Source organism: Monashia sp. HAY1-5C, assembly GCF_056755255.1.
Window position 1 is genome coordinate 1 of the sequence record NZ_JBPGXG010000020.1, and the last position, 21,647, is coordinate 21,647.

Annotated in this window: 18 protein-coding genes; all 18 read right to left on the reverse strand. The window is 71.2% G+C overall.

Annotated elements, in window-relative coordinates; all coding sequences use genetic code 11:
- Window positions 1-136: 136 nt before the first annotated feature.
- Window positions 137-1,468 (reverse strand): D-arabinono-1,4-lactone oxidase, encoded by a 1,332-nt coding sequence (locus ACR9ZK_RS05020; protein WP_481340783.1) that lies wholly within the window; start codon window positions 1,466-1,468, stop codon window positions 137-139.
- A complete protein-coding gene (locus tag ACR9ZK_RS05025; RefSeq protein ID WP_481340784.1) occupies window positions 1,461-2,759 on the reverse strand; it encodes a type III PLP-dependent enzyme domain-containing protein in 1,299 nt (432 codons plus the stop codon). Before ACR9ZK_RS05025 ends, ACR9ZK_RS05020 begins: the two co-directional genes overlap by 8 nt.
- A 43-nt stretch (window positions 2,760-2,802) precedes the next feature.
- The gene (locus ACR9ZK_RS05030) at window positions 2,803-3,822 is read right to left on the reverse strand and encodes a polyprenyl synthetase family protein (RefSeq protein WP_481340785.1); all 1,020 of its coding nucleotides are present in this window, start codon (window positions 3,820-3,822) and stop codon (window positions 2,803-2,805) included.
- A 10-nt stretch (window positions 3,823-3,832) separates the two neighbouring features.
- Window positions 3,833-5,446 (reverse strand): NADH-quinone oxidoreductase subunit NuoN, encoded by a 1,614-nt coding sequence (nuoN, locus tag ACR9ZK_RS05035; RefSeq protein ID WP_481340786.1) that lies wholly within the window; start codon window positions 5,444-5,446, stop codon window positions 3,833-3,835.
- The gene (locus ACR9ZK_RS05040; protein ID WP_481340787.1) at window positions 5,443-7,065 is read right to left on the reverse strand and encodes an NADH-quinone oxidoreductase subunit M; all 1,623 of its coding nucleotides are present in this window, start codon (window positions 7,063-7,065) and stop codon (window positions 5,443-5,445) included. Before ACR9ZK_RS05040 ends, nuoN begins: the two co-directional genes overlap by 4 nt.
- Window positions 7,065-9,047, reverse strand: a complete 1,983-nt coding sequence (gene nuoL / locus ACR9ZK_RS05045; protein ID WP_481340788.1) for an NADH-quinone oxidoreductase subunit L — start codon at window positions 9,045-9,047, stop codon at window positions 7,065-7,067. Before nuoL ends, ACR9ZK_RS05040 begins: the two co-directional genes overlap by 1 nt.
- Window positions 9,048-9,062: 15 nt before the next feature.
- Window positions 9,063-9,353, reverse strand: a complete 291-nt coding sequence (gene nuoK / locus ACR9ZK_RS05050) for an NADH-quinone oxidoreductase subunit NuoK (RefSeq protein ID WP_481340822.1) — start codon at window positions 9,351-9,353, stop codon at window positions 9,063-9,065.
- Window positions 9,354-9,358: 5 nt separating this feature from the next.
- Window positions 9,359-10,147 (reverse strand): NADH-quinone oxidoreductase subunit J, encoded by a 789-nt coding sequence (locus ACR9ZK_RS05055; protein ID WP_481340789.1) that lies wholly within the window; start codon window positions 10,145-10,147, stop codon window positions 9,359-9,361.
- The gene (nuoI, locus tag ACR9ZK_RS05060) at window positions 10,144-10,962 is read right to left on the reverse strand and encodes an NADH-quinone oxidoreductase subunit NuoI (protein WP_481340790.1); all 819 of its coding nucleotides are present in this window, start codon (window positions 10,960-10,962) and stop codon (window positions 10,144-10,146) included. The genes ACR9ZK_RS05055 and nuoI overlap by 4 nt, the downstream gene beginning before the upstream one ends.
- A complete protein-coding gene (gene nuoH / locus ACR9ZK_RS05065; RefSeq protein ID WP_481340791.1) occupies window positions 10,955-12,361 on the reverse strand; it encodes an NADH-quinone oxidoreductase subunit NuoH in 1,407 nt (468 codons plus the stop codon). The genes nuoI and nuoH overlap by 8 nt, the downstream gene beginning before the upstream one ends.
- Complete coding sequence (locus tag ACR9ZK_RS05070; RefSeq protein WP_481340792.1) at window positions 12,358-14,856, reverse strand: NADH-quinone oxidoreductase subunit G; 2,499 nt, start codon at window positions 14,854-14,856, stop codon at window positions 12,358-12,360. Before ACR9ZK_RS05070 ends, nuoH begins: the two co-directional genes overlap by 4 nt.
- Complete coding sequence (nuoF, locus tag ACR9ZK_RS05075) at window positions 14,853-16,199, reverse strand: NADH-quinone oxidoreductase subunit NuoF (RefSeq protein ID WP_481340793.1); 1,347 nt, start codon at window positions 16,197-16,199, stop codon at window positions 14,853-14,855. Before nuoF ends, ACR9ZK_RS05070 begins: the two co-directional genes overlap by 4 nt.
- A complete protein-coding gene (nuoE, locus tag ACR9ZK_RS05080; RefSeq protein WP_481340794.1) occupies window positions 16,196-16,948 on the reverse strand; it encodes an NADH-quinone oxidoreductase subunit NuoE in 753 nt (250 codons plus the stop codon). The genes nuoF and nuoE overlap by 4 nt, the downstream gene beginning before the upstream one ends.
- Window positions 16,945-18,342 (reverse strand): NADH-quinone oxidoreductase subunit D, encoded by a 1,398-nt coding sequence (locus tag ACR9ZK_RS05085; RefSeq protein ID WP_481340795.1) that lies wholly within the window; start codon window positions 18,340-18,342, stop codon window positions 16,945-16,947. The genes nuoE and ACR9ZK_RS05085 overlap by 4 nt, the downstream gene beginning before the upstream one ends.
- Window positions 18,342-19,118: an NADH-quinone oxidoreductase subunit C gene (locus ACR9ZK_RS05090; RefSeq protein ID WP_481340796.1), complete on the reverse strand. Its 777-nt coding sequence runs from the start codon at window positions 19,116-19,118 to the stop codon at window positions 18,342-18,344. Before ACR9ZK_RS05090 ends, ACR9ZK_RS05085 begins: the two co-directional genes overlap by 1 nt.
- Window positions 19,115-19,669 carry a NuoB/complex I 20 kDa subunit family protein gene (locus tag ACR9ZK_RS05095; RefSeq protein WP_481340797.1) on the reverse strand — a complete coding sequence of 185 codons (555 nt, stop codon included), beginning with the start codon at window positions 19,667-19,669 and terminating at the stop codon, window positions 19,115-19,117. Before ACR9ZK_RS05095 ends, ACR9ZK_RS05090 begins: the two co-directional genes overlap by 4 nt.
- Before the next feature lie 47 nt (window positions 19,670-19,716).
- A complete protein-coding gene (locus ACR9ZK_RS05100; protein ID WP_481340798.1) occupies window positions 19,717-20,076 on the reverse strand; it encodes an NADH-quinone oxidoreductase subunit A in 360 nt (119 codons plus the stop codon).
- Between the two features lie 164 nt (window positions 20,077-20,240).
- Entirely contained in the window at window positions 20,241-21,563 is a 1,323-nt protein-coding gene (locus ACR9ZK_RS05105) for a geranylgeranyl reductase family protein (protein WP_481340799.1), read from the reverse strand.
- Window positions 21,564-21,647: the final 84 nt, after the last annotated feature.

Below are 21,647 nucleotides of genomic sequence, written 5' to 3' on the forward strand. Positions count from 1 at the left end.
GACTGAGCACTGACGTATACACACCGACCCCCCACCGCCCCGGAGACGCCCCCTCCCCGCGCTACGTCACTGCTCACTCAGACTGAGCACTGACGTAGCGACCGGGGTGCAGCGGGTGTCCGGAGGTGGTGCTCCGTCAGGTGCCGAGCACCCGCTCCAGGTAGGCGTTGGCGAACCGGCGCTTCGGGTCGACCCGGTCGCGGACAGCGAGGAAGTCGTCGAACCGCGGGTACTGCTCGCGCAGGTACTCGGCATCGCGGGTGTGCATCTTGCCCCAGTGCGGGCGGCCGCCGTGGTTGGTCGCGATGGCCTCGAAGGCGTCGAAGTAGGCGCCGCGCTCCTGCCGGTGGTACCGGTGGATCGCGACGTAGCAGCTCTCTCGCTCGTAGGCGGTCGACAACCAGACGTCGTCGGCGGCGGCCAGCCGGCACTCGACGGGGAAGGAGATGTGCTCGTCGTGCGTGTCGACCCACTCGCGCAGCTCGAGGAGCACCTCCCCGAGCGCTGCCCGCGGGAAGGCCCACTCCGACTCCATGAACCGCACGTCGCGAGCGGTGACGAACACGCGGTGCGACCAGTCGGTGTACTGCCGTTCCGACAGCGCCCGCGACGCGACGGCGTTGATGCCCCGCGTCGTGCGCGGCAGCCGGGTGGCGACGCGGTTGGTCACCTCGAAGAACCGGTTGCTCAGCAGGTCGTCGTCGAGCCGCTCCCGCCACGCTGGGAGCGGCTTGGGCGTCGTCCCCTCGGGCACGCGGTTGTTGCGCTTCGTGAGGGTGCGGTCGGTGTGCGGGAACCAGTAGAACTCGAAGTGGTCGTTCGTCTCGGCGACGACGTCGAGGTGGGCGAGCACGTCCGACAGCGGCTCCGGCCTCTCGACGGCGTGCAGCAGGAACGCGGGCACGACCGCCAGCGTGATCTCGGTGACGATCCCGAGCGCACCGAGCCCGAGGCGGGCCGCCTGGAACAGGTCGGGCTCACGGGTCGCCGAGCAGTCGACGACCGAGCCGTCGGCGAGCACGAGGCGCAGGGCGCGGATGCCCGCCGAGAGCCCCTGCAGACGAAGCCCGGTGCCGTGCGTGCCGGTACCCGTGGCGCCGGCGATGCTCTGCCGGTCGATGTCGCCGAGGTTCGGCATCGCGTACCCGAACGCAGCGAGCTCGTCGTTGAGGACGTGCAGCGGCGTGCCGGCGCGCACCGTCGCCTCGCCGCGCGTCGCATCGATCGACGTGATGCCGGACAGCGCCCCGAGGCGCAGCTGGACGCCGTCGGTCACCGCGACACCGGAGAACGAGTGACCGGCGCCGATCACCTTGACCCGCAACCCGCGGTCCGCGGCGCGGAGCAGCTCGTCGGCGACCTCGGCCTCGCTGCGCGGCGTCGCGACCCGGGCCAGCCGGGTCGACTCGGTGCCCGACCAGTTCGACCAGTCGACGCTGCGCACGACGCGCGGCGTGTTGTCAGCCAAAGCACTGCCCTTCCCCACGGTAGGTCGCGGCCCGTCCGACGACCTCGTCGCCGCGGGCACTGCTGACCAGCACGAACTCGGTGAACCGCTCGGCCAGCTCGCCCGCCTTCGCGTGCCGGAACCACACCCGGTCACCGAGGCCGAGCGCATCGGCTCCCGGCCCGCGCAACGGTGTCTGCACCTCCCCGGTGCCCTCCCGACGCTCGAGCCGCAGGCCCTGCTCCTCGAGCAGCTCGGGGACCCGCGACCAGCCGGGCGGGCCCGAGGCGACGTAGCCCCCGGCGAATCCCGTGACGACGCCGTCGGTTGGCCGCCGCACGACCGCGGTGCCGAAGAACGCCGCCGGGGTCAGGTCGAGGGCGTCGTAGGCGTCGAAGAGCGTCGGCGCGTAGAGGCCGGACCCGGCGGCGAGCTCGGTGAGCGCCGCGTCGCGGCCCGTCAGGTGCAGGCTGCCGGTGCCGCCGCCGTTGACGAACTCGAGGTCCGTGAGCGCGCGGGTCGCCGCGACCACCTCGCCGCGGCGGGTGCGCAGCTCGCGGTCGGACAGGCGCTTCATCCGGCGCACCGCAGGCGAGGAGTCCGGCAGCCCCGCGATCTGAGCGTCGTAGAACATGAGACCGACGACGACGAGGCCCTGCTCGAGGGCCCGGCGCACGACGACCTCGACGTCGCCGGCCGTCCGCAGCGGCGACCGGCGCACGCCGAGGTGGGCCGGCCCGACGCGCAGCGACGCGTCGACGTCCACGGCCACGCGCAGGCCCCCGTGGCCGGGCACCTGGCGGGCCAGGAAGTCCACGTGCTCGACGCTGTCGACCATGACCGTGACGGCCGCTCGCAGGTCAGGGTCGCCCGCGATCTCGGTGAGGGCCTCCACCTCGACGCTCGGGTAGGCCAGCAGCACGTCGCGCTGCCCCGACCGCGCCCACCAGACCGCTTCGCGCGCGGCGTAGCACATGAGGCCGGCGAAACCGTCGCGCTCCAGCGCCCGCTCGATGAGCGGCCGGCACCGCAGCGACTTGGTGGCGACGCGGACGGGAAGGCCGCCCGCGAGGGCGACGAGCACCGACGCGTTGGCGTCGAACGCGTCGACGTCGACGACGGCGAGCGGGTAGGACAGGCCGGCGGTGGCAGCCGACAGCCGGGACGCCGTGAGGCGGGTCCGTCGCCCGCCCGACCGCGGCGCGGCGGCCCGGCCCGGGGGCGACGTGGCAGCCCCGGCAGCCCCGTGCGGAGGCGGCGCCGCGGCCCGCTCGGAGGCCGACGCGTCGGGCAGGGAGGGGTGGCCGCTCATGCGCGCACCCTACCGAGCGTCACCTCACGACCGGCGCCGGACGTCACCCCGCGCGCTCGACGACCGACAGGGCCAGGGCCTGCAGCGCCGCCTTGGCGTCGCTGTCCGGCAGGGGGTCGAGCAGACGCTGGGCGTCCCGGGCCACCGCGACGGTCTCCGCACGGGCCTGGGCGAGGCCGGGGTGGGCGCGCAGCAGGGCCAGCGCCTCGGCGACACCGGCGTCGTCGTCGGACAGGTCGGCATCGAGCAGCTCGAGCAGCCGGGCGTCCTCGGGTCGCGACGGGTCGGCCAGGGCCCGGGCCCGCAGGACCGCGAGCGTGTCGACGCCCTCGCGCAGGTCGGTGCCCGGCGTCTTGCCGGACTCCCCCACCTGCGACTCGATGTCGATGAGGTCGTCCGCGAGCTGGAAGGCGATGCCGACCTTCTCGCCGTACAGGCGCATCGTCTCGGCCGTCTCGGCCGAGCCGCCGCTGAACATGACGCCGTAACGCCCGGCCGTCGCGATGAGCACGCCGGTCTTGTCGGCCAGGACGCCGAGGTAGTAGTCGACGGGGTCCACACCGGCCGGGCAGGCCTGGTCGTCGCGGATCTGCCCCGCGCACAGTCGCACGAACGTCTGCGCCTGGATGAGGACCGCCTCGGCCCCGAGCCCCGCGACGAGCTCGGAGGCCTTGCCGAAGAGCAGGTCGCCCACGAGGATCGCCGTCGAGTTGCCGTACGCGACGTTGGCCGAGACGACCCCGCGGCGCATCCGGCCCTCGTCCATGACGTCGTCGTGGTACAGCGAGGCGAGATGGGTCAGCTCGACACCGGCCGCGGCCCGGACGACGTCGTCGTTGATGCCCTCACCGAGCTCGGCGGCGAGCAGCGTCAGCAGCGGCCGGAACCGCTTGCCGCCCGCCTCGAGCAGGTGCCCCGACGCGCGCGCGATGAACGGGTCGTCGTGGTCGACGACCTCGCGCAGGAGGGCGTCGACCCGCTCGAGCCCGTCGCGCAGGTCACTCGCGAGCTCCGGCGTGGCCCCCGGGATCCCGAGGACCGGCGGCGTGGCGTGCGTCGTCATCGGCTCCCGCTCACCGCACGAACTGCGACGCGCGGTCGGCCAGATCGAGCAGGGCCGACGGCAGCACGCCGAGGGCGAGGGTCACGAGCGTGCCGACCGCGATGGAGAACGTCGTCGGCATCGACGGCGTCATGACCTCCACCGAGTCGTCCGGCGCGTCGCTGAAGAACATGAGGACGATGACGCGCGCGTAGACGAACACGGTGATCGCGCTGCACAGCACGCCGACGACGGCGAGGACCGTGCCGGTGGCACCGCCCGTCGCGATGGCGGCCGCGAAGACCCCGAACTTCGACACGAAGCCGCTCGTCAGCGGGATGCCGGCGAAGGCGAGCATGAGGAACGCGAAGGCGGCACCGGCGACCGGGTGGCGACGCCCGATGCCGGCCCACTGCGACAGGTGGGTGGCCTCGGTGCCGTTCTGGCGCACGAGCGAGACGATGGCGAAGGCCGCGATCGTCGAGAAGCCGTAGGCGACGAGGTAGAAGAGCACCGAGCCGACACCGGCGCGGTCGAAGGCGAGGACGCCGACGAGGATGAAGCCGGCGTGCGCGATCGAGGAGTAGGCGAGCAGCCGCTTCATGTCGGTCTGCGTCACCGACAGCACGGCCCCGACGACCATGGTCAGGAGGGCCACGATGACGATGGCGTTCTGCCACTCCCAGCGAGCGGTGTCGAGGCCGACATAGGCCAGGCGCAGGATCGCGCCGAAGGCGGCAGCCTTCGTGGCGGCGGCCATGAAGCCGGTGACCGGCGTCGGGGCACCCTGGTACACGTCGGGCGTCCAGGCGTGGAACGGAACCGCACCGACCTTGAACAGGAGGCCGACGAAGACGAGGAACGCGCCCGGCAGGAGCAAGCCGTTCATCTCCAGCGGACCCGTGGACACGGCCCGGGAGAGGTCACCGAAGTAGACCGAGCCGGAGTAGCCGTAGAGCAGCGCGGTGCCGAAGAGGAAGAACGCGGAGCTGAACGCGCCGAGGAGGAAGTACTTCAGCGAGGCCTCCTGGGACAGCAGGCGGCGCCGACGGGCCAGGCCCGAGAGGATGTACAGCGGCAGCGAGAGCACCTCGAGGGCGACGAACATCCCGATGAGGTCGTTCGTGGTCGGGAACAGCATCATGCCGCCGATGGCGAACATCGTCAGGGGGAAGACCTCCGAGGTGAGCGCGCCGACGCGGACGGCCGCGGTCTCGTACGACGAGCCCGGCGTCGACGCACCGCTCGGCGTGAACGCCTCCGGGCCGACGCCGCCGAGGCGCTCGGCCATCGTCAGCACGCCGAGGATGCCCATGAGGACGATGGCACCCTGCATGAACAGCGCCGGGCCGTCGACTGCGAGGGCGAACAGCTGGTGGGAGGTCGCGCCGTCGACGAGTCCGAACGTCAGGCCCTGGTGGCCGGCCGCGGCGACGACCGCGACGGCCGCGGCGACGAGCCCGGCGACCGCGAGCGACACCTGGACGACGTGGCGGCTCGAGCGCGGCGCGAACGCCTCGACGAGCACCCCGACGATCGCCGTGCCGAAGACGATGAGCATCGGCAGGACGGCCAGGTAGTCGACCTGCGACTGCTGGAACGCGGCGGGAAGCGTGGTCAGCGCCAGCGGGGCGGCGGCGGTCACTTCGAGCTCCCTTCGGCCAGCGTGCCGGCCGGGTTGAGGGACGGGTCGGCGGTCTTGACGACCGTCAGCGTCTTGTCGACGGCCGGGTTGATGACGTTGAGCGCGAGGTTGGGGTAGAACCCGAGCACGAGGAACGCCGCGAGGATCGGGGCGGCGACGACCTTCTCGCGGGTCGTCAGGTCGCGCACGAGCGACAGGCCGCGACGGCCGTTCTCGTCGAGGCGCGAGTGCTCCCGCTCGCCGACGACACCCTCGGGCTTCGGCCCGGTCATGACCTTCTTGTACATGAGCAGCATGTAGAGGGCGGCCAGGATGATGCCGGTCGTGCCGAGGACCGCGGCGACCGGCTGCGTCGGGAAGCTGCCGACGAGGACGAGGAACTCCGACACGAAGCTGGCCAGGCCCGGCAGCGCGAGACCCGACAGGCTCGCGACGAGGAAGATGCCCGCGAGGCCCGGCGTGACCCGCTGCCACCCGCCGAAGTCGGGGATGCGCTTGCTGCCCCGGCGCCGCACGAGCATCGCGGCGAAGAGGAACAGCGCCGCCGTCGAGAACCCGTGGTTGACCATGTAGAGGTTCGAGCCCGCGTGGCCGGTCGACGTGAAGGCGAAGATGCCGAGCACGATGAAGCCGAAGTGGCTGACCGACGTGTAGGAGATGAGCCGCATGACGTCGGTCTGGCCGATCGCGAGCAGCGCGCCGTAGATGATCGAGACCACCGCGAGGACCACGACGACCGGGGTGGCCCAGCGGCTCGCGTCGGGGAACAGCTGGAGGCAGAACCGGATCATCCCGAAGGTGCCGACCTTGTCGAGGACACCGACGAGCAGCGTCGCCGTGGCGGGTGTCGACTCGGTGGCGGCGTCGGGCAGCCAGGTGTGCACGGGGACCATCGGGGCCTTGACCGCGAAGGCGAGGAAGAAGCCGACGAAGAGCAGGCGCTCGGTGGTCGGGTCCATGTGCAGGCCGGTGAGGCGCTCGACGAGGAAGCCCTCGGCGCCGCCCGGGCCCTGGATGCCGAGGCCGATGACGGCCACGAGCATGACGAGACCACCGGCCAGCGAGAAGAGGAGGAACTTCATCGCGGCGTACTGCCGGCGCGGGCCGCCGAAGCGCCCGATGAGGAAGTAGACCGGGATGAGCATCGCCTCGAAGAAGACGTAGAAGAGGAACACGTCGGTGGCGGCGAAGACCCCGACCATGAACGTCTCGAGCACGAGCAGCAGCGCGAAGTAGGTCTTGACGCGCTGGGCGCCTCGCGGGCCGACCTCCTCGGGCACGTCGTGCCACGCGGCGAGGATGCACACCGGCGTGAGGACGAGCGCCATGAGGATGAGCACGAGGGCGATGCCGTCCACGCCGAGGGCGTAGCTGACGCCGAACTGCGGGATCCACGCGTGCTGCTCACCGAGCTGGAACTGCGCCGAGCTGCCCCGGTCGAACCGCAGCGCGGCGACGATGCCGAGCACGAGCGTGAGCACCGAGGTGCCGAGCGCGATGCGCTTGGCGGTCTCGGCGCTACCGGGCAGGAACGCGACGAGGAGCGCGCCGACGAGCGGCACGACCACGAGGATCGTCAGCCACGGGATGTCGGACAGGCTGGTCGTGACGGTCGTCATCAGGAGATCACCCACAGTGCACCGAGGATGGCGACGACGCCCGCGAGCATCGTCAGGGCATAGGAGCGCGCGAAGCCGTTCTGCAGCTTGCGCAGGCGGGCGCTGGTCCCGCCGACGAGCGCGGCGAGGCCACCGGCCGCACCGTCGACGCCCTTGCCGTCCGCGAAGACGAGCGAGCGCGTCAGGTGCAGGCCGGGACGCATGAGCAGCGCCTCGTTGACCTGGTCCTGGTAGAGGTCCTGGCGGGCCGCCTGCGTCAGCAGGCTGCCGGCCGGCGCCGTGACGGGGACGTCCTCACGCCAGTAGCGCAGCCAGGCGAGCGCCAGACCGGCGGCGATGAGCACGAGGGTGAGGACGACGAGCACCAGCGGCGGCAGCACCGGGTGGGCGTTCTCGGGCTCGGCGCCGGTGACCGGCTCGAGCCAGCTCGTGATGCCGCCGGTCACGCCGAGGGCCAGACCGAGGAACGCCGAGCCGACCGCCAGCACCATCATCGGGACCGTCATGAGCAGGCCCGACTCGTGCGGGTGCACGTCGTCGGTCCACCGCTTCTTGCCGTGGAAGGTCATGAAGAACAGGCGCGACATGTAGAAGGCGGTGATGCCGGCGCCGATGAGCGCGGCGAGGCCGAAGACCCACGGCCGCCAGCCCTCGCCGATGAACGCGGCCTCGATGATCTTGTCCTTGGACCAGTAGCCCGAGAACGGGGGCACCCCGAGGATCGCGAGCCAGCCGAGCGCGAACGTGGCCCACGTGATCTTCATGGCGCCCGAGAGCCCGCCGAACCGGCGCATGTCGACCTGGTCGTTCATGCCGTGCATGACCGAGCCGGCGCCGAGGAACATGCCGGCCTTGAAGAAGCCGTGCGTCAGCAGGTGGAAGATGGCGAACGCGTAGCCGACCGGGCCGAGGCCCGCGGCCAGCATCATGTAGCCGATCTGGCTCATCGTCGAGGCCGCGAGGGCCTTCTTGATGTCGTCCTTCGCGCAGCCGACGACCGCCCCGAACAGGAGCGTGATCGCGCCGACGATGACGACGACGAGCTGGGCCGTCGGGGCGGCCTCGAAGATCGGGGCCGAGCGCACGACGAGGTAGACGCCGGCGGTGACCATCGTCGCCGCGTGGATGAGCGCGGAGACCGGCGTCGGACCGGCCATCGCGTCACCGAGCCAGCTCTGGAGCGGGAACTGCGCCGACTTGCCGCACGCGCCGAGCAGGAGCATGAGGCCCATCGCCGTCATGAAGCCCTCGTTCGCGTTGCTGCCCGCCGCCCCGAGAACCGTCGTGAAGTCGACGGCGCCGAAGTGGAAGAACATCAGCATGATGGCGATGGACAGGCCGAAGTCGCCGACGCGGTTGGCGACGAACGCCTTGTTGGCCGCGGTGGCGTAGGCGGGGTTGTGGTTCCAGAACCCGATGAGCAGGTAGGACGCGAGGCCGACGCCCTCCCAGCCGACGTAGAGCAGCAGGTAGCTGTTCGACAGCACGAGCAGGAGCATCGCCGCGACGAAGAGGTTGAGGTAGGCGAAGAAGCGACGCTTGTCGGGGTCGTGCTCCATGTAGCCGATCGAGTACACGTGGATGAGCGAGCCGACGAACGTGATGAGCAGGACGAAGACCATGGACAGCTGGTCGACGAGCAGGCCGGCGTTCACGTGGAACGAGCCGGCGGCCACCCAGTCGAACAGGTTCACCGACTGTGCCCGGTCCTCGGTGCCGCGGCCGAGCATCGCGAAGAACACGAGGGCCCCGACGACGAAGGAGCCCCAGGACAGGACGGTCGCGAGGACCGGTCCGACCTTGTCGGTGCGGCGTCCGCCGAGCAGGAGCAGCGCCGCGCCGAGCATCGGCAGCGCGACGAGCAGCCAGGCGGCCGACGTGATGCCGGTGGCGGCGTGCGCCTCCCCCTCGTGGGCGGCGAGGCCCGCGTACGTGCCCAACGAGCTCGAGTGGCCCGTCAGCGTCTGGACGAGAGTTCCCATTCGGTCCGGCGCTCCTTACAGCTTCAGCAGGTTGGCGTCGTCGACCGAGGCCGACCGGCGGGCACGGAAGATCGCCATGATGATGGCCAGGCCGACGACGACCTCCGCGGCGGCGACGACCATGACGAACAGGGCCATGACCTGACCGTCGAGGGCGCCGTGCATGCGCGAGAAGGTGACGAGGGCCAGGTTCGTCGCGTTGAGCATGAGCTCGACGCCCATGAACACGATGATCGCGTTGCGGCGCGTCAGCACCGTGGCTGCACCGATGGCGAAGAGCAGCACCGCCAGGTAGACGTAGTGCATCGGGCTCACTTGGTCTGCCCCTCCTCGATCTCGTGCTCCAGGTACCGCTCGACGTCGCGGAGCCCCTCGGTCGTCGCGACCTGGTCGCGGGCGACGAGGACGCGCGAGACGGACAGGTCGCTCGGCGTGCCGTCCGGCAGGAGGGCAGGGGTGTCGACGGCGTTGTGGCGGGCGTAGACGCCGGGGGCCGGCAGGCCCGCGACGTGCGTGTTGTCGCGGACGCGCTTGGCGGCCCACTCGGCCTGCGTCCGGCGCGGCACCAGCCGCTCGCGGTGCGCGAGGACCATGGCGCCGAGGGCAGCCGTGATGAGCAGCGCGGACGTGACCTCGAAGACCCAGACGTACTGGCCGAAGATCAGCTCGGCCAGCGCCGTGATGTTGCCCGTCTCGGCGTTGGTCGACTCGAGCTTGTCCATGCCGGTCTGCACCGTCGGCTGGTCGAGGGTCGCGGCGCCGATCGAGAAGAAGAGGACCCCGGCCAGGCCGATGACGAGCAGGAACGCCGCCCACTTCTGGCCCCTGATCGTCTCGACGATCGAGTCGGAGGAGTCGACGCCGACGAGCATGAGCACGAACAGGAAGAGCATCATGACGGCGCCGGTGTAGACGAAGATCTGCACGATCCCGAGGAAGTCGGCCTTCTGCATGATGTAGAAGACGCCGAGGACGCACATGACGAGCGCCATGCCGAGCGCGGCGTGCACGGCCTTCCTGGCGAAGAGCAGGCCCAGTGCCGCGACGACCGCGAGCGGGGCGAGCAGCCAGAAGCCGACGGCTTCGGCGGTGGAGGTCACGGGTTGGCCCCTTCCCGGGTGTCGGCCGCGGTCGGGTTGACCGCGTGGACGAGGTCGTGCTGTCCGGGGCCGGCGGCGGCGACGTTGCCCGGCGCCTCGGCGTACTCCGGGAGGTCGAGGTCGTCGGTGTCCGCCGCGGCGTCGCGAGCGTCGACGTACTCGCGCTGCGCGTCGGTCGGCCCGGTGACCTTGCCGAGGTAGTAGTCGCGCTCCTCCATGCCGTCGGCCATGGGGAACGGCGGCGGGAGCATGCCGCCCTGGAGGGGCGCGAGGAGCTGGTCCTTGGTGAAGATCAGCTTGCCGCGGTCGTTGTCGGCCAGCTCGTAGAAGTTCGTCATCGTCAGGGCCCGGGTGGGGCAGGCCTCGATGCACAGGCCGCAGAAGATGCAGCGCAGGTAGTTTATCTGGTAGACGCGGCCGTAGCGCTCGCCGGGGCTGAAACGTCCGGCGCCACCGGGCGAGTCGTCGTTGTCTGCGCCCTCGACGAGGATCGCGTCGGCCGGGCAGGCCCACGCGCACAGCTCGCAGCCGACGCACTTCTCGAGGCCGTCGGGGTGCCGGTTGAGCTGGTGGCGGCCGTGGAAGCGCGGCGCCGTCGGGCGCGGCTTCTCCGGGTACTCCTCGGTGGCGACCTTGCGGAACATCGTCGAGAACGACACCCCGAAGCCGGCGACCGGGGCGAAGAGCTCGGAGAGGAACCCCTTCTCGCGATCGTCACCGGAGCCGGTGCGGTCCTGGTCTCGGGCAGGCCTGCCGACGGCGCCGGAGCCCTGCGCGGGCCCGGCGACGTCCTTGCCGACGGTGTCGTCAGCCATGGGTCTCCTCCTTGGCGGGAGTCGAGGTGGTCGTGCTGCTCGCCGTGGACAGCACCGGCTCGGAGCCCAGGCGGTGGCCCGGCTCGACGAGGCGCTGGCCCGGCAGCGGCGGGACGGGGTAGCCACCGGCGAACGGGTCGACCTCCTCCGGCGGGCGCTGCTCCTCGGCGGCGAGGCGGGCGGCGCGCTTGTCGTCCCAGATCCAGGCCGCGGCGAGCGCGATGACGGCGACGACACTGACGATGACGACCGTCGCGACCGACAGCTCGCGGCCGGCGATCGTCAGCTTGCTGTCGCCGAGGAAGTTCAGCTGCGCGCCGCGGATGAAGGCGACGGCCATGACCCACGCGAGCGTGATCGGGATGAGGAACTTCCAGCCGAAGCGCATGAACTGGTCGTACCTGACCCGGGGCAGCGAGCCGCGCAGCCAGACGAACAGGAACATGAACAGCCAGAGCTTGACGGTGAACCAGAGCAGGCCCCACCAGCCGCCGTTGAGGGCGCCGTCACCGATCATCGCGATGAACGGCGGGGCCTGCCAGCCGCCGAGGAACAGCGTCGTGGCGAGCGCCGAGACGGTGAACATGTTGACGTACTCGCCGAGGAAGAACATCGCGAAGCGCATCGAGGAGTACTCGGTGTGGAAGCCCCCGGTGAGCTCGCCCTCGCCCTCGGCGAGGTCGAAGGGCAGGCGGTTGGTCTCGCCGACCATCGTGATGACGTAGACGGCGAACGAGAAGAACGCCGGCAGGATGTACCACAGCGAGCTCTGGGCCGACACGATCGACGAGGTGGACATCGAGCCGCTGTAGAGGAAGATCGCGACGAGCGAGAGCCCCATGGCGATCTCGTAGCTGATGACCTGGGCCGTCGAGCGCAGGCCACCGAGCAGCGGGTAGGTCGAGCCCGAGGACCAGCCGGCCAGGATGATGCCGTACACGCCGACCGATGCGACGGCCAGCACGAGCAGGACCGCCACGGGCACGTCGGTGACCTGCAGCGGCGTCCGGTGGCCGAACATCGACACCGTGCCGCCGACCGGGATGATCGCGAACGACACGAACGCCATCGTCGCCGCGATGAGCGGGGCCAGCGTGTAAATGATCTTCTCGGCGTTGGCCGGCGTGATGTCTTCCTTGAGCATCGACTTCATGCCGTCGGCGAGGGTCTGCAGCAGGCCGAAGGGGCCGTTGCGGTTGGGCCCGGGCCGCTGCTGCATCCGGCCGATGACGCGACGCTCGAACCAGATGACGAGCAGCGTCGACACCAGCAGGTAGACGAAGATGCCGACGGCCTTGATGAGCGAGACCCACAGGGGGGTGTCACTGAAGTCGGCGGACGGGTTCTCGGTCATCGGGGTGAGCGTGGCCACCCCTGCTGCCGCGAGGCTGAGGCTCATGCGGCACCACCCTTCGTGACGGAGACGCGGCCCCCGGCGTCGGTACCGAGGCCGGTGTGCACGGAGCTGCCCCTGCCGGTCGAGGTGCCGGTCGAGGTGCCGGTCGAGGTGCCGGAGTGGCGCGAGCTGGCCGGCAGCCACACGACGCCGTCGACCATGTCCTCGACGACGACGGCAGGCAGCGTGACGCTGCCGGCCGGGCCGGACACGGTGACCGGGTCGCCGTCGGCGACGCCGACGGCGGCGGCCGAGGCGACCGAGAGCCGGGCGACCGGCTTCGGGGCGGTGCCGGCGAGGAACGGCTCACCGTCCTGCATCCGGCCGGCGTCGAGGAGCGTGGCCCACGTGGACAGGACGAAGTCGCCGCCGCCCGAGGCGGCCCCGGCGGTCCGGTGGCCGGCCGGCGCGACGGTGCCGCGAGGACCGCCCCAGGGGCCGAGCTCCTCGAACTGCGCGTGGATCTCGGCCTGGGTGCGGGTCTCGAGGAAGAAGCCCATCTCGCTCGCCAGCATGTCGAGGGCGCGGTGGTCGCTGACCGCGTTGGAGGCGAGGGCCTCCTCGAAGGGACGGATTCGGCCCTCCCAGTTGACGTACGACCCGGGCTTCTCGGCCTGCGGCGCCACCGGCAGGACGACGTCGGCGACGGCCGTGACGGCGGACTCTCGCAGCTCGAGGGAGACGACGAACGCCTTCTCGAGCGCGGCGGCCGCGTCGGCCTGGAGGTCGCCGGGCAGGTCGGCGGGGTCGACGCCGCCGACGACGAGCGCGTCGATGGCGCCGGCTGCGGCGGCCGCGAGGATGCCCGCGGTGTCACGGGGCGCGGCGTCGGGCAGCGTGTCGACGTCCCAGGCGCGGGCGACCTCGGCGCGTGCGGCCGCGTCGGTGACCGGACGCCCGCCCGGCAGCAGGGCACCGAGCGCGCCCGCCTCGAGCGCACCGCGCTCCCCCGCCCGGCGCGGCACCCACGCGAGGCGTGCACCGGTCGTCGCGGCGAGGTCGGCGGCGGCCCGGAGGGCGCCGCGCGCGGTGGCGAGGCGCTCACCGACGAGGACGATGCCCCCACCGGCCAGGGCCTCGCGGGCCTGGGCACCCAGCTCGGTCGAGCCGAGGTCGGCCAGCGCCAGGGCCTCGTCGCCGGGGACGGTCGGCAGCAGCGTGCCGCCGAGCTTGGTCAGGCCGCGCGTGGCGTGCGACGCGATGGCGAAGACGCGGGTCCCGTTGTGGCGGAACGCCTTGCGCAGCCGCAGGAAGACGATCGGCGACTCGTCCTCGGGCTCGAACCCGACGAGCAGGACCGCCGGCGCCTTCTCGAGGTCGGCGTAGGTGACGGCGCCACCTTCCGGCCCGGTGGCCGCGACGTGCTCGGACAGGAAGGCGACCTCCTCGGCCGAGTGCGGACGCGAGCGGAAGTCGACGTCGTTGGTCCCGAGCACGATCCGCGCGAACTTGCCGTAGGCGTAGGCGTCCTCGGCCGAGACTCGCCCGCCGGTGATGACGCCGGCGCGCTTGCCGGCCAGGCCGGCCGCGGCGGCTGCGAGGGCCTCGGGCCAGCCCACGACGGTGAGCTCGCCGTCGGCGTTGCGGACCATCGGGTACTCGAGGCGGTCGGGCAGCGTCGCGTACGTGAAGGCCCAACGGCCCTTGTCGCAGTTCCACTCCTCGTTGACCGCCGGGTCGTCGAGGGCCATCCGGCGCAGCACGACGCCGCGACGGTGGTCGGTGCGGATGGCGCAGCCGGACGCGCAGTGCTCGCACACCGACGGGGTCGACACGAGGTCGAACGGCCGGCTGCGGAAGCGGTAGGCCGCCCCGGTCAGCGCACCGACCGGGCAGATCTGGACGGTGTTGCCCGAGAAGTAGCTCTCGAAGGGCTGCTCCTCGTAGATGCCGATCTGCTGGAGCGCGCCGCGCTCGACGAGGGCGATGAACGGGTCACCGGCGATCTGGTCGGAGAAGCGGGTGCACCGGGCGCAGAGCACGCAGCGCTCGCGGTCGAGCAGGACCTGCGAGGAGATGTTGACCGGCTTGGGGTAGGTGCGCTTGACGTCCTCGAAGCGCGACACCGGACGGCCCGCGCTCATGGCCTGGTTCTGCAGGGGGCACTCGCCGCCCTTGTCGCAGACCGGGCAGTCGAGCGGGTGGTTGATGAGCAGCAGCTCCATGACGCCCTGCTGCGCCTTGTCGGCGACCGGCGACGTGTGCTGCGTGTTGACGACCATGCCCTCGGACACCGTCATCGTGCACGAGGCCTGCGGCTTCGGCATCGGGCGGACGTTGCCCTCACGGTCGGGCATCGCGACGTCGACGAGGCACTGGCGGCACGCCCCGACGGGGTCGAGCAGCGGGTGGTCGCAGAAGCGCGGGATCTCGATGCCGACCTGCTCGGCGGCGCGGATGACGAGGGTGCCCTTGGGCACGCTCACCGGGACGCCGTCGATGGTGACGTTGACGAGGTCGGGCGCCACCGGCGCCTTGCTCTCGGTCGTGGCGGTCATGCGGACACCATCCCGCTGGACTCCTTGGACTGGGTCGGTGAGGTCTGGACCGGGAAGAGCACCGACCGCTCCGGCGGGAACAGCTCGTGCGCGGGCGTGTGCATGCCGGCCTCGAACTCCTCGCGGAAGTACTTGACGGCAGAGGTGATCGGGCTCGTCGCGGCGTCACCGAGGGCGCAGAAGCTGCGGCCGAGGATGTTGTCGCAGATGTCGACGAGCTTGTCGATGTCGTCCTGGGTGCCCTGGCCGTTCTCGATGCGGTTCATGATCTGGCGCAGCCACCACGTGCCCTCGCGGCACGGGGTGCACTTGCCGCACGACTCGTGGGCGTAGAAGTCGGTCCACCGGGCCACGGCCCGCACGACCGACACGGTCTCGTCGAAGACCTGCAGCGCACGGGTGCCGAGCATCGAGCCGGCCGCGGCGACCGAGTCGAAGTCGAGCGGCACGTCGAGGTGCTCCTCGGTGAAGATCGGCGTCGAGCTGCCGCCGGGCGTCCAGAACTTCAGCCGGCGGCCCTCGCGCATGCCGCCGGCGAGGTCGATGAGCTCACGCATGGTGATGCCGAGCGGCGCCTCGAACTGGCCGGGGTTGGTGACGTGGCCCGAGAGGCTGAAGATGCCGAAGCCCGTGGACTTCTCGGTGCCCATGCCCTTGAACCAGTCGGCGCCCTCGAGGATGATCCCCGGCACCGACGCGATGGACTCGACGTTGTTGACCGATGTGGGGCGCGCGTAGAGGCCCGCGGCACCCGGGAACGGCGGCTTGAGGCGCGGCTGGCCGCGGCGGCCCTCGAGCGAGTCGAGCAGCGCGGTCTCCTCGCCGCAGATGTACGCGCCGGCGCCGGCGTGCACCGTGATGTCGACCGTGACGCCCTTGCCGCCCACGTCGTCGCCGAGATAGCCGGCGGCGCGGGCCTCCTCGACGGCGCGAAGCAGGCGGCGGTAGACGTGCACGACCTCGCCGCGCAGGTAGATGAACGCGTGCTCGCAGCCGATGGCGTACGAGGAGATGATGACGCCCTCGATGAGCGAGTGCGGGTTGGCCATCATGAGCGGCACGTCCTTGCACGTGCCCGGCTCGGACTCGTCGGCGTTGACGACGAGGTAGCGCGGGCCGCCGTCGGGCGGGCTCATGAACGACCACTTCATGCCGGTCGGGAAGCCGGCGCCGCCGCGGCCGCGGATGCTGGAGTCCTTGACGGCGTCGATGATCGCCTGCGGCTGCATGTCGAGCGCCTTGCGCAGCGCCTTGTAGCCGTCGTGACGCTCGTAGGTCGCGAGGGTCCAGGACTGCGGGTCGTCCCAGAACTTCGTGAGGATCGGGGTCAGCGTGTCGGTCACTTCGATCCGTCCTTCCCGTCGGGCTGCGAGCCGTTCGCGCCGCCGGCACCCGGGGCCACCCAGCCACGCTCGTTGGCGATCCTCAGGCCGAGCAGCGAGGCCGGCCCGGCGCCCACGCCCTCGTCGCCGCGTCCGTCGTGGAAGCCGGCGAGCACGCGCGAGACCTCCTTGAAGGTGCACACCTTGGCGGCGCCGCGGGTCGGGGCGACCTCCTTGCCGGCGCGCAGGTCCTCGACGAGGCCGATGGTGCTCTCGGGCGTCTGGTTGTCGAAGAACTCCCAGTTGGCCATGACGACCGGTGCGTAGTCGCAGGCCGCGTTGCACTCGACGCGCTCGAGGGTGATCTTGCCGTCCTCGGTGGTCTCGTCGTGGCCGACGCCGAGGTGCTCGGACAGGCGGTCGAAGATGAGGTCGCCGCCCATGATCGCGCACAGCGTGTTGGTGCAGACGCCGACCGTGTACTCACCGTTGGGGTGGCGCTTGTACTGGGTGTAGAACGTCGCGACACCGCTGACCTCGGCCTCGGTGAGGTCGAGGACCTCGGCGCAGAAGGTGACGCCGCGACCCGTGACATAGCCGTCGACCGACTGCACGAGGTGCAGCAGCGGCAGCAGGGCCGAGCGCTTCTGCGGGTAGCGCGCGATGACCTCGGCCGCGTCGGCGCGCAGCCGGGCGAGCGTCTCGTCGTCGTACGGCGCCTTGGACTCCGGGCTGACGTGCAGGTGGCCTGACGCGTCGTGACCGCTCAACGGTCCACACCTCCCATGACGGGGTCGATCGAGGCCACCGCGACGATGACGTCGGCGATCTGGCTGCCCTCGCACATGGCGGCCACGGCCTGCAGGTTGTTGAAGCTCGGGTCGCGGAAGTGCGCGCGGTACGGGCGCGTGCCACCGTCGGACACGAGGTGGCAGCCGAGCTCGCCCTTGGGCGACTCGATGGCGACGTACACCTGACCCGGCGGGACGCGGAAGCCCTCGGTGACGAGCTTGAAGTGGTGGATCAGGGACTCCATCGAGGTGCCCATGATCTCGCGGATGTGGTCGAGGCTGTTGCCGAGGCCGTCGCTGCCGAGCGCGAGCTGCGCCGGCCACGCGATCTTGCGGTCCTCGACCATGACCGCGTTGTCGGCGCCCTCGTCCGCCTGGAGCCGGTCGATGCACTGCTCGACGATCTTGAGCGACTCGTACATCTCGTCGATGCGGATGCGCAGGCGCCCGTAGGCGTCCTGGCTCGTGCGGGTGATGACGTCGAAGTCGTACGTCTCGTAGCCGCAGTAGGGGTCGAGCTTGCGCAGGTCGTGCGGCAGGCCGGTCGAGCGCAGCACCGGACCGGTGATCCCGAGGGCCATGCAGCCGGCGAGGTCGAGGACGCCGACGTCGACGGTGCGGCCCTTGAGGATCGGGTTCTCGTTGAGGAGCGCCTCGAGCTCGCCGAGGCCCCGGCGGACCTGCGGCACCATCTCGCGCAGCGCGTCGATGGCGCCCGGCGGGAGGTCCTGGGCGACGCCGCCCGGACGGATGTAGGCGTTGTTCATCCGCAGCCCGGTGACCATCTCGAAGATGCGAAGGACCCGCTCGCGCTCGCGGAACGCGACGGTCATGACGGTGGTCGCGCCCATCTCCATGCCGCCGGTGCCGAGGCAGACCATGTGCGAGTTGACGCGCGTCAGCTCCATCATGAGGACGCGGATGACGTTGGCCCGCTCGGGGATCTGGTCGGTGATGCCGAGCAGCTTCTCGATGGCGAGGCAGTACGCGGCCTCCTGGAACATCGGCGTCAGGTAGTCCATCCGGGTGCAGAACGTCACGCCCTGCACCCAGTTGCGGAACTCCATGTTCTTCTCGATGCCGGTGTGCAGGTAGCCGATGCCCGCGCGGGCCTCGGTCACCGTCTCGCCGTCGATCTCGAGGATGAGGCGCAGCACGCCGTGCGTCGACGGGTGCTGGGGACCCATGTTGACGACGATGCGCTCCTCGCCGAGCGAGGTGGCCTCGTCGACGAGGTCGTTCCAGTCACCGCCCGCGGCGTTGAAGACGTGGGCGCCGGAGGCGGCCTCCTCGTCGGCGACCGACGTCGCGTAGACGTCGTTGGCACCCTCGTCGGGCACCTCGGTCTGGGTGAACTCGGTGTGCGTGCTCATCAGTTGTACGACCTCCGCTGGTCCGGCGGCGGGACGGTGGCGCCCTTGTACTCGACGGGGACGCCGCCGAGGGGGTAGTCCTTGCGCTGCGGGTGGCCCGGCCAGTCGTCGGGCATGAGGATGCGGGTCAGGGCCGGGTGGCCGTCGAACTCGATCCCGAACATGTCCCACGTCTCGCGCTCGTGCCAGTCGTTGGCCGGGTACACCGAGACGACGGACGGGATGTGCCGGTCGTCGTCGGGGCACGAGACCTCGACGCGGACGCGCCTGCCGCCGTGGGTGATCGACAGGAGGTGGTAGACCGCGTGCAGCTCCTCGCCGGTGCGTTCGGGGTAGTGCACGCCGGACACGCCGGTGCAGACCTCGAAGCGCAGCGACGCGTCGTCGCGCAGCACGCGGGCCACGGCGAGCAGGTGCTCGCGGCGCACGTGGATGGTCATCTCGCCGCGGTCGATGACGACGCGGTCGACGGCCTCGGCGTAGGAGGCCGAGCCGCCGACGAGGCCGCGCTCGAGGTTGTCGGCGACCTCGTCGAAGTAGCCGCCGTAGGGCCGCTCCGACGCGCCGGGCACGAGGATCGGGCGACGCAGGCCGCCGTAGCCGGTGGTGTCCTGGGCCATCGTCGCGCCGAACATGCCCTGGCGCACGCCCACGACGCGCGGGCCGGTGGGGTTGGCGCCGTCGGGCTGGGCCAGCTCGACCTCGCCGGGCGTGATGCCGGAGGTCTGGTCCTTGGTCGTGTCGGCGTGGACGGCGTCCCTCGTGTCCTCGCTCATGCGAGCAGCCCCTTCATCTGGTGCGTCGGGGTGGCCGAGAGAGCGGCCTCCTCGGCGGCGCGGGCGGCGTGCTCGCGGTTGACGCCGAGCGGCGAGCTCTCGATCTGGTGGTGCAGCTCGATGATCGCGTTGAGGAGCATCTGCGGGCGCGGCGGACAGCCCGGCAGGTAGATGTCGACGGGGATGATGTGGTCGACGCCCTGGACGATCGCGTAGTTGTTGAACATGCCGCCCGAGCTGGCGCAGACCCCCATCGAGATGACCCACTTGGGGTTGGGCATCTGGTCGTAGACCTGGCGCACGACCGGGGCCATCTTCTGGCTGACCCGGCCGGCGACGATCATCAGGTCCGCCTGGCGCGGCGTCGCCGAGAAGCGCTCCATGCCGAAGCGGGCGATGTCGTAGTCGGGCGTGCCGACGGCCATCATCTCGATCGCGCAGCAGGCCAGGCCGAACGTCGCCGGCCAGATGGAGGCCTTGCGCATGTAGCCGGCCAGGCCCTCGACGGTCGAGAGCAGGAACCCTGCGGGCAGCTTCTCTTCCAGACCCATTGCTTACTCCTTAGCTTGCTGTCGTCCCCGGTGCGCCGACCGTCCGGTCAGTCCCACTCGAGGCCGCCGCGGCGCCACACGTACGCGTACGCGACGAACACCGTGAGGACGAACAGGACCATCTCGACCAGCGCGAAGAGGCCCAGCTTGTTGAAGGCCACCGCGAACGGATAGAGGAAGATCGACTCGATGTCGAAGATGATGAAGAGCATCGCCGTCAGGTAGTACTTGATCGGCACGCGTCCCCCGCCGGCCGCATGGGGCGTGGGCTGGATGCCGCACTCGTACGCCTCGAGCTTGGCGCGGTTGTAGCGCTTCGGACCCACGACGAGCGACGTGAACACCGACAGGGCCGCGAACGCGAAGCCGAGCCCCAGCATGAACAGGATCGGGACGTACGAGTTCATCCGAGGTCACTTTGCCTTTCGGTCGTGCGTGTCGACGGGGCGGTGGTGCGCCAGAACGGGTGGTCCGTCGAGGAGGGCGTCACGGCAGTTGCGCGGCGCACCCATCCTAGGGGCGTCGGGATCGATGGTGCTCGGCGTCACAAGGCGCCCGGCAGCGGGGTGGCTCATGCGTCCGGCGCCAGTCGCGAGAGGGCGGTGATGATCCGGTCGCTCGCGCCGCGCCCGCGGGGGTCGGCGAGGTTGGCCATGATCTTGAGGAGGAAGGGCATGAGCTTCGTGCGGGGCAGGCCGTAGCGCGTCGCGAGGCGCATCACCTCGGGGTTGCCGATGGCGTGGGCGAACCAGCGGCCGAGGGTGAAGTAGCCGCCGAGCTCGTCCTTCATGACCTTCGGGTAGCTGGCGAGGACGCGCTCGCGGCCCGCGTCGTCGGGGCGGGCGTGCGCCTGGGCGATGACCTCCGCGCCGACGCGGGCGGCCTCCAGGGCGTAGTCGATGCCCTCGCCGTTGAACGGGTTGACCATGCCCCCGGCGTCGCCGACGAGCAGGAGACCGTCGGCGTAGAGCGGGCTGCGGTTGAAGCCCATCGGCAGGGCGGCCCCGCGGATCGGGCCGGCGGCCTCGTCGTGCTCGAGCTGCCACTCGGGCGAGATGTCCTCGACCCACCTGCGCATGACGTGCTTGTAGTCCGTGTGCTGGAAGGCGGCCGTCGTGTCGAGCGTGCCGAGGCCGACGTTGGTGCGGCCGTCCTCGAGCGGGAAGAGCCAGCCGTAGCCGGGCATGAGGATGCGGTTGCCCGCGTCGTCGCGCGTCCACAGCTCGAGGTGGCTCTCGAGGTAGTCGTCGCGCTTCGGGGTCGTGTAGTACGCGCGGACGGCCACACCCATGACGCGGTCCTCGCGCTTGGGGCGGCCGACGGCCGTGGCGAGGCGGCTGGAGACGCCGTCGCTCGCGACGACGACCGGAGCCCGGTAGGTGACGCTCTCGCCGGTGGCGCGGCCACGGTCGTCGACCTTCTTGGCGGTGACGCCGACGACGCGCCCGGACGCGTCGTGGACCGGGGCGGTGACGCTGGTGCGCTCCTCGAGCTTGGCGCCACGCGACTGCGCGTGGCGGGCGAGGGTCTCGTCGAGCTGGGCCCGGGTGCGGACCATGCCGTAGGAGGGGAACGCGTCGTTCTCGGGCCAGTCGAGCTGCAGCGTGTGACCGCCGCCCTTGATGCGCAGGCCCTTGGTGCGCTGCCAGCCGCTCGTGTCGATGCCGAGGGAGACGAGCTCCTTGGTGGCGCGCGGGGTCAGCCCGTCGCCGCAGATCTTGTCGCGCGGGAAGGCGGACTTCTCGAGGAGCAGGACGTCGAGGCCGTGGTCGGCCAGGTAGGCGGCAGTGGCCGATCCGCCCGGACCGGCGCCGACGACGATGACGTCGGCGCTGGCGTCCGAGAGGGCGCCGGCATGCGCTGCAGGGCTCGTCGCCGAGCCGGTGCTGCTCATCTCTACCACGGGGCTTCCGACCTGCTTGTGAAGATCTTCACGAACTCTGCGGAGTCTATGCCCGAGGTTTCCGGCTTGTCAGAT

What these genes read in the sequence shown, in the direction of transcription:
- ACR9ZK_RS05070 (WP_481340792.1), bottom strand. Translation starts at nt 14,856, where the DNA reads ATGACCGCCACGACCGAGAGCAAGGCGCCGGTGGCGCCCGACCTCGTC.
- nuoK (WP_481340822.1), bottom strand. Translation starts at nt 9,353, where the DNA reads ATGCACTACGTCTACCTGGCGGTGCTGCTCTTCGCCATCGGTGCAGCC.
- ACR9ZK_RS05030 (WP_481340785.1), bottom strand. Translation starts at nt 3,822, where the DNA reads ATGACGACGCACGCCACGCCGCCGGTCCTCGGGATCCCGGGGGCCACG.
- nuoH (WP_481340791.1), bottom strand. Translation starts at nt 12,361, where the DNA reads ATGAGCCTCAGCCTCGCGGCAGCAGGGGTGGCCACGCTCACCCCGATG.
- nuoI (WP_481340790.1), bottom strand. Translation starts at nt 10,962, where the DNA reads ATGGCTGACGACACCGTCGGCAAGGACGTCGCCGGGCCCGCGCAGGGC.
- nuoL (WP_481340788.1), bottom strand. Translation starts at nt 9,047, where the DNA reads ATGGGAACTCTCGTCCAGACGCTGACGGGCCACTCGAGCTCGTTGGGC.
- ACR9ZK_RS05100 (WP_481340798.1), bottom strand. Translation starts at nt 20,076, where the DNA reads ATGAACTCGTACGTCCCGATCCTGTTCATGCTGGGGCTCGGCTTCGCG.
- ACR9ZK_RS05025 (WP_481340784.1), bottom strand. Translation starts at nt 2,759, where the DNA reads ATGAGCGGCCACCCCTCCCTGCCCGACGCGTCGGCCTCCGAGCGGGCC.
- ACR9ZK_RS05095 (WP_481340797.1), bottom strand. Translation starts at nt 19,669, where the DNA reads ATGGGTCTGGAAGAGAAGCTGCCCGCAGGGTTCCTGCTCTCGACCGTC.
- ACR9ZK_RS05090 (WP_481340796.1), bottom strand. Translation starts at nt 19,118, where the DNA reads ATGAGCGAGGACACGAGGGACGCCGTCCACGCCGACACGACCAAGGAC.
- ACR9ZK_RS05040 (WP_481340787.1), bottom strand. Translation starts at nt 7,065, where the DNA reads ATGACGACCGTCACGACCAGCCTGTCCGACATCCCGTGGCTGACGATC.
- ACR9ZK_RS05085 (WP_481340795.1), bottom strand. Translation starts at nt 18,342, where the DNA reads ATGAGCACGCACACCGAGTTCACCCAGACCGAGGTGCCCGACGAGGGT.
- ACR9ZK_RS05105 (WP_481340799.1), bottom strand. Translation starts at nt 21,563, where the DNA reads ATGAGCAGCACCGGCTCGGCGACGAGCCCTGCAGCGCATGCCGGCGCC.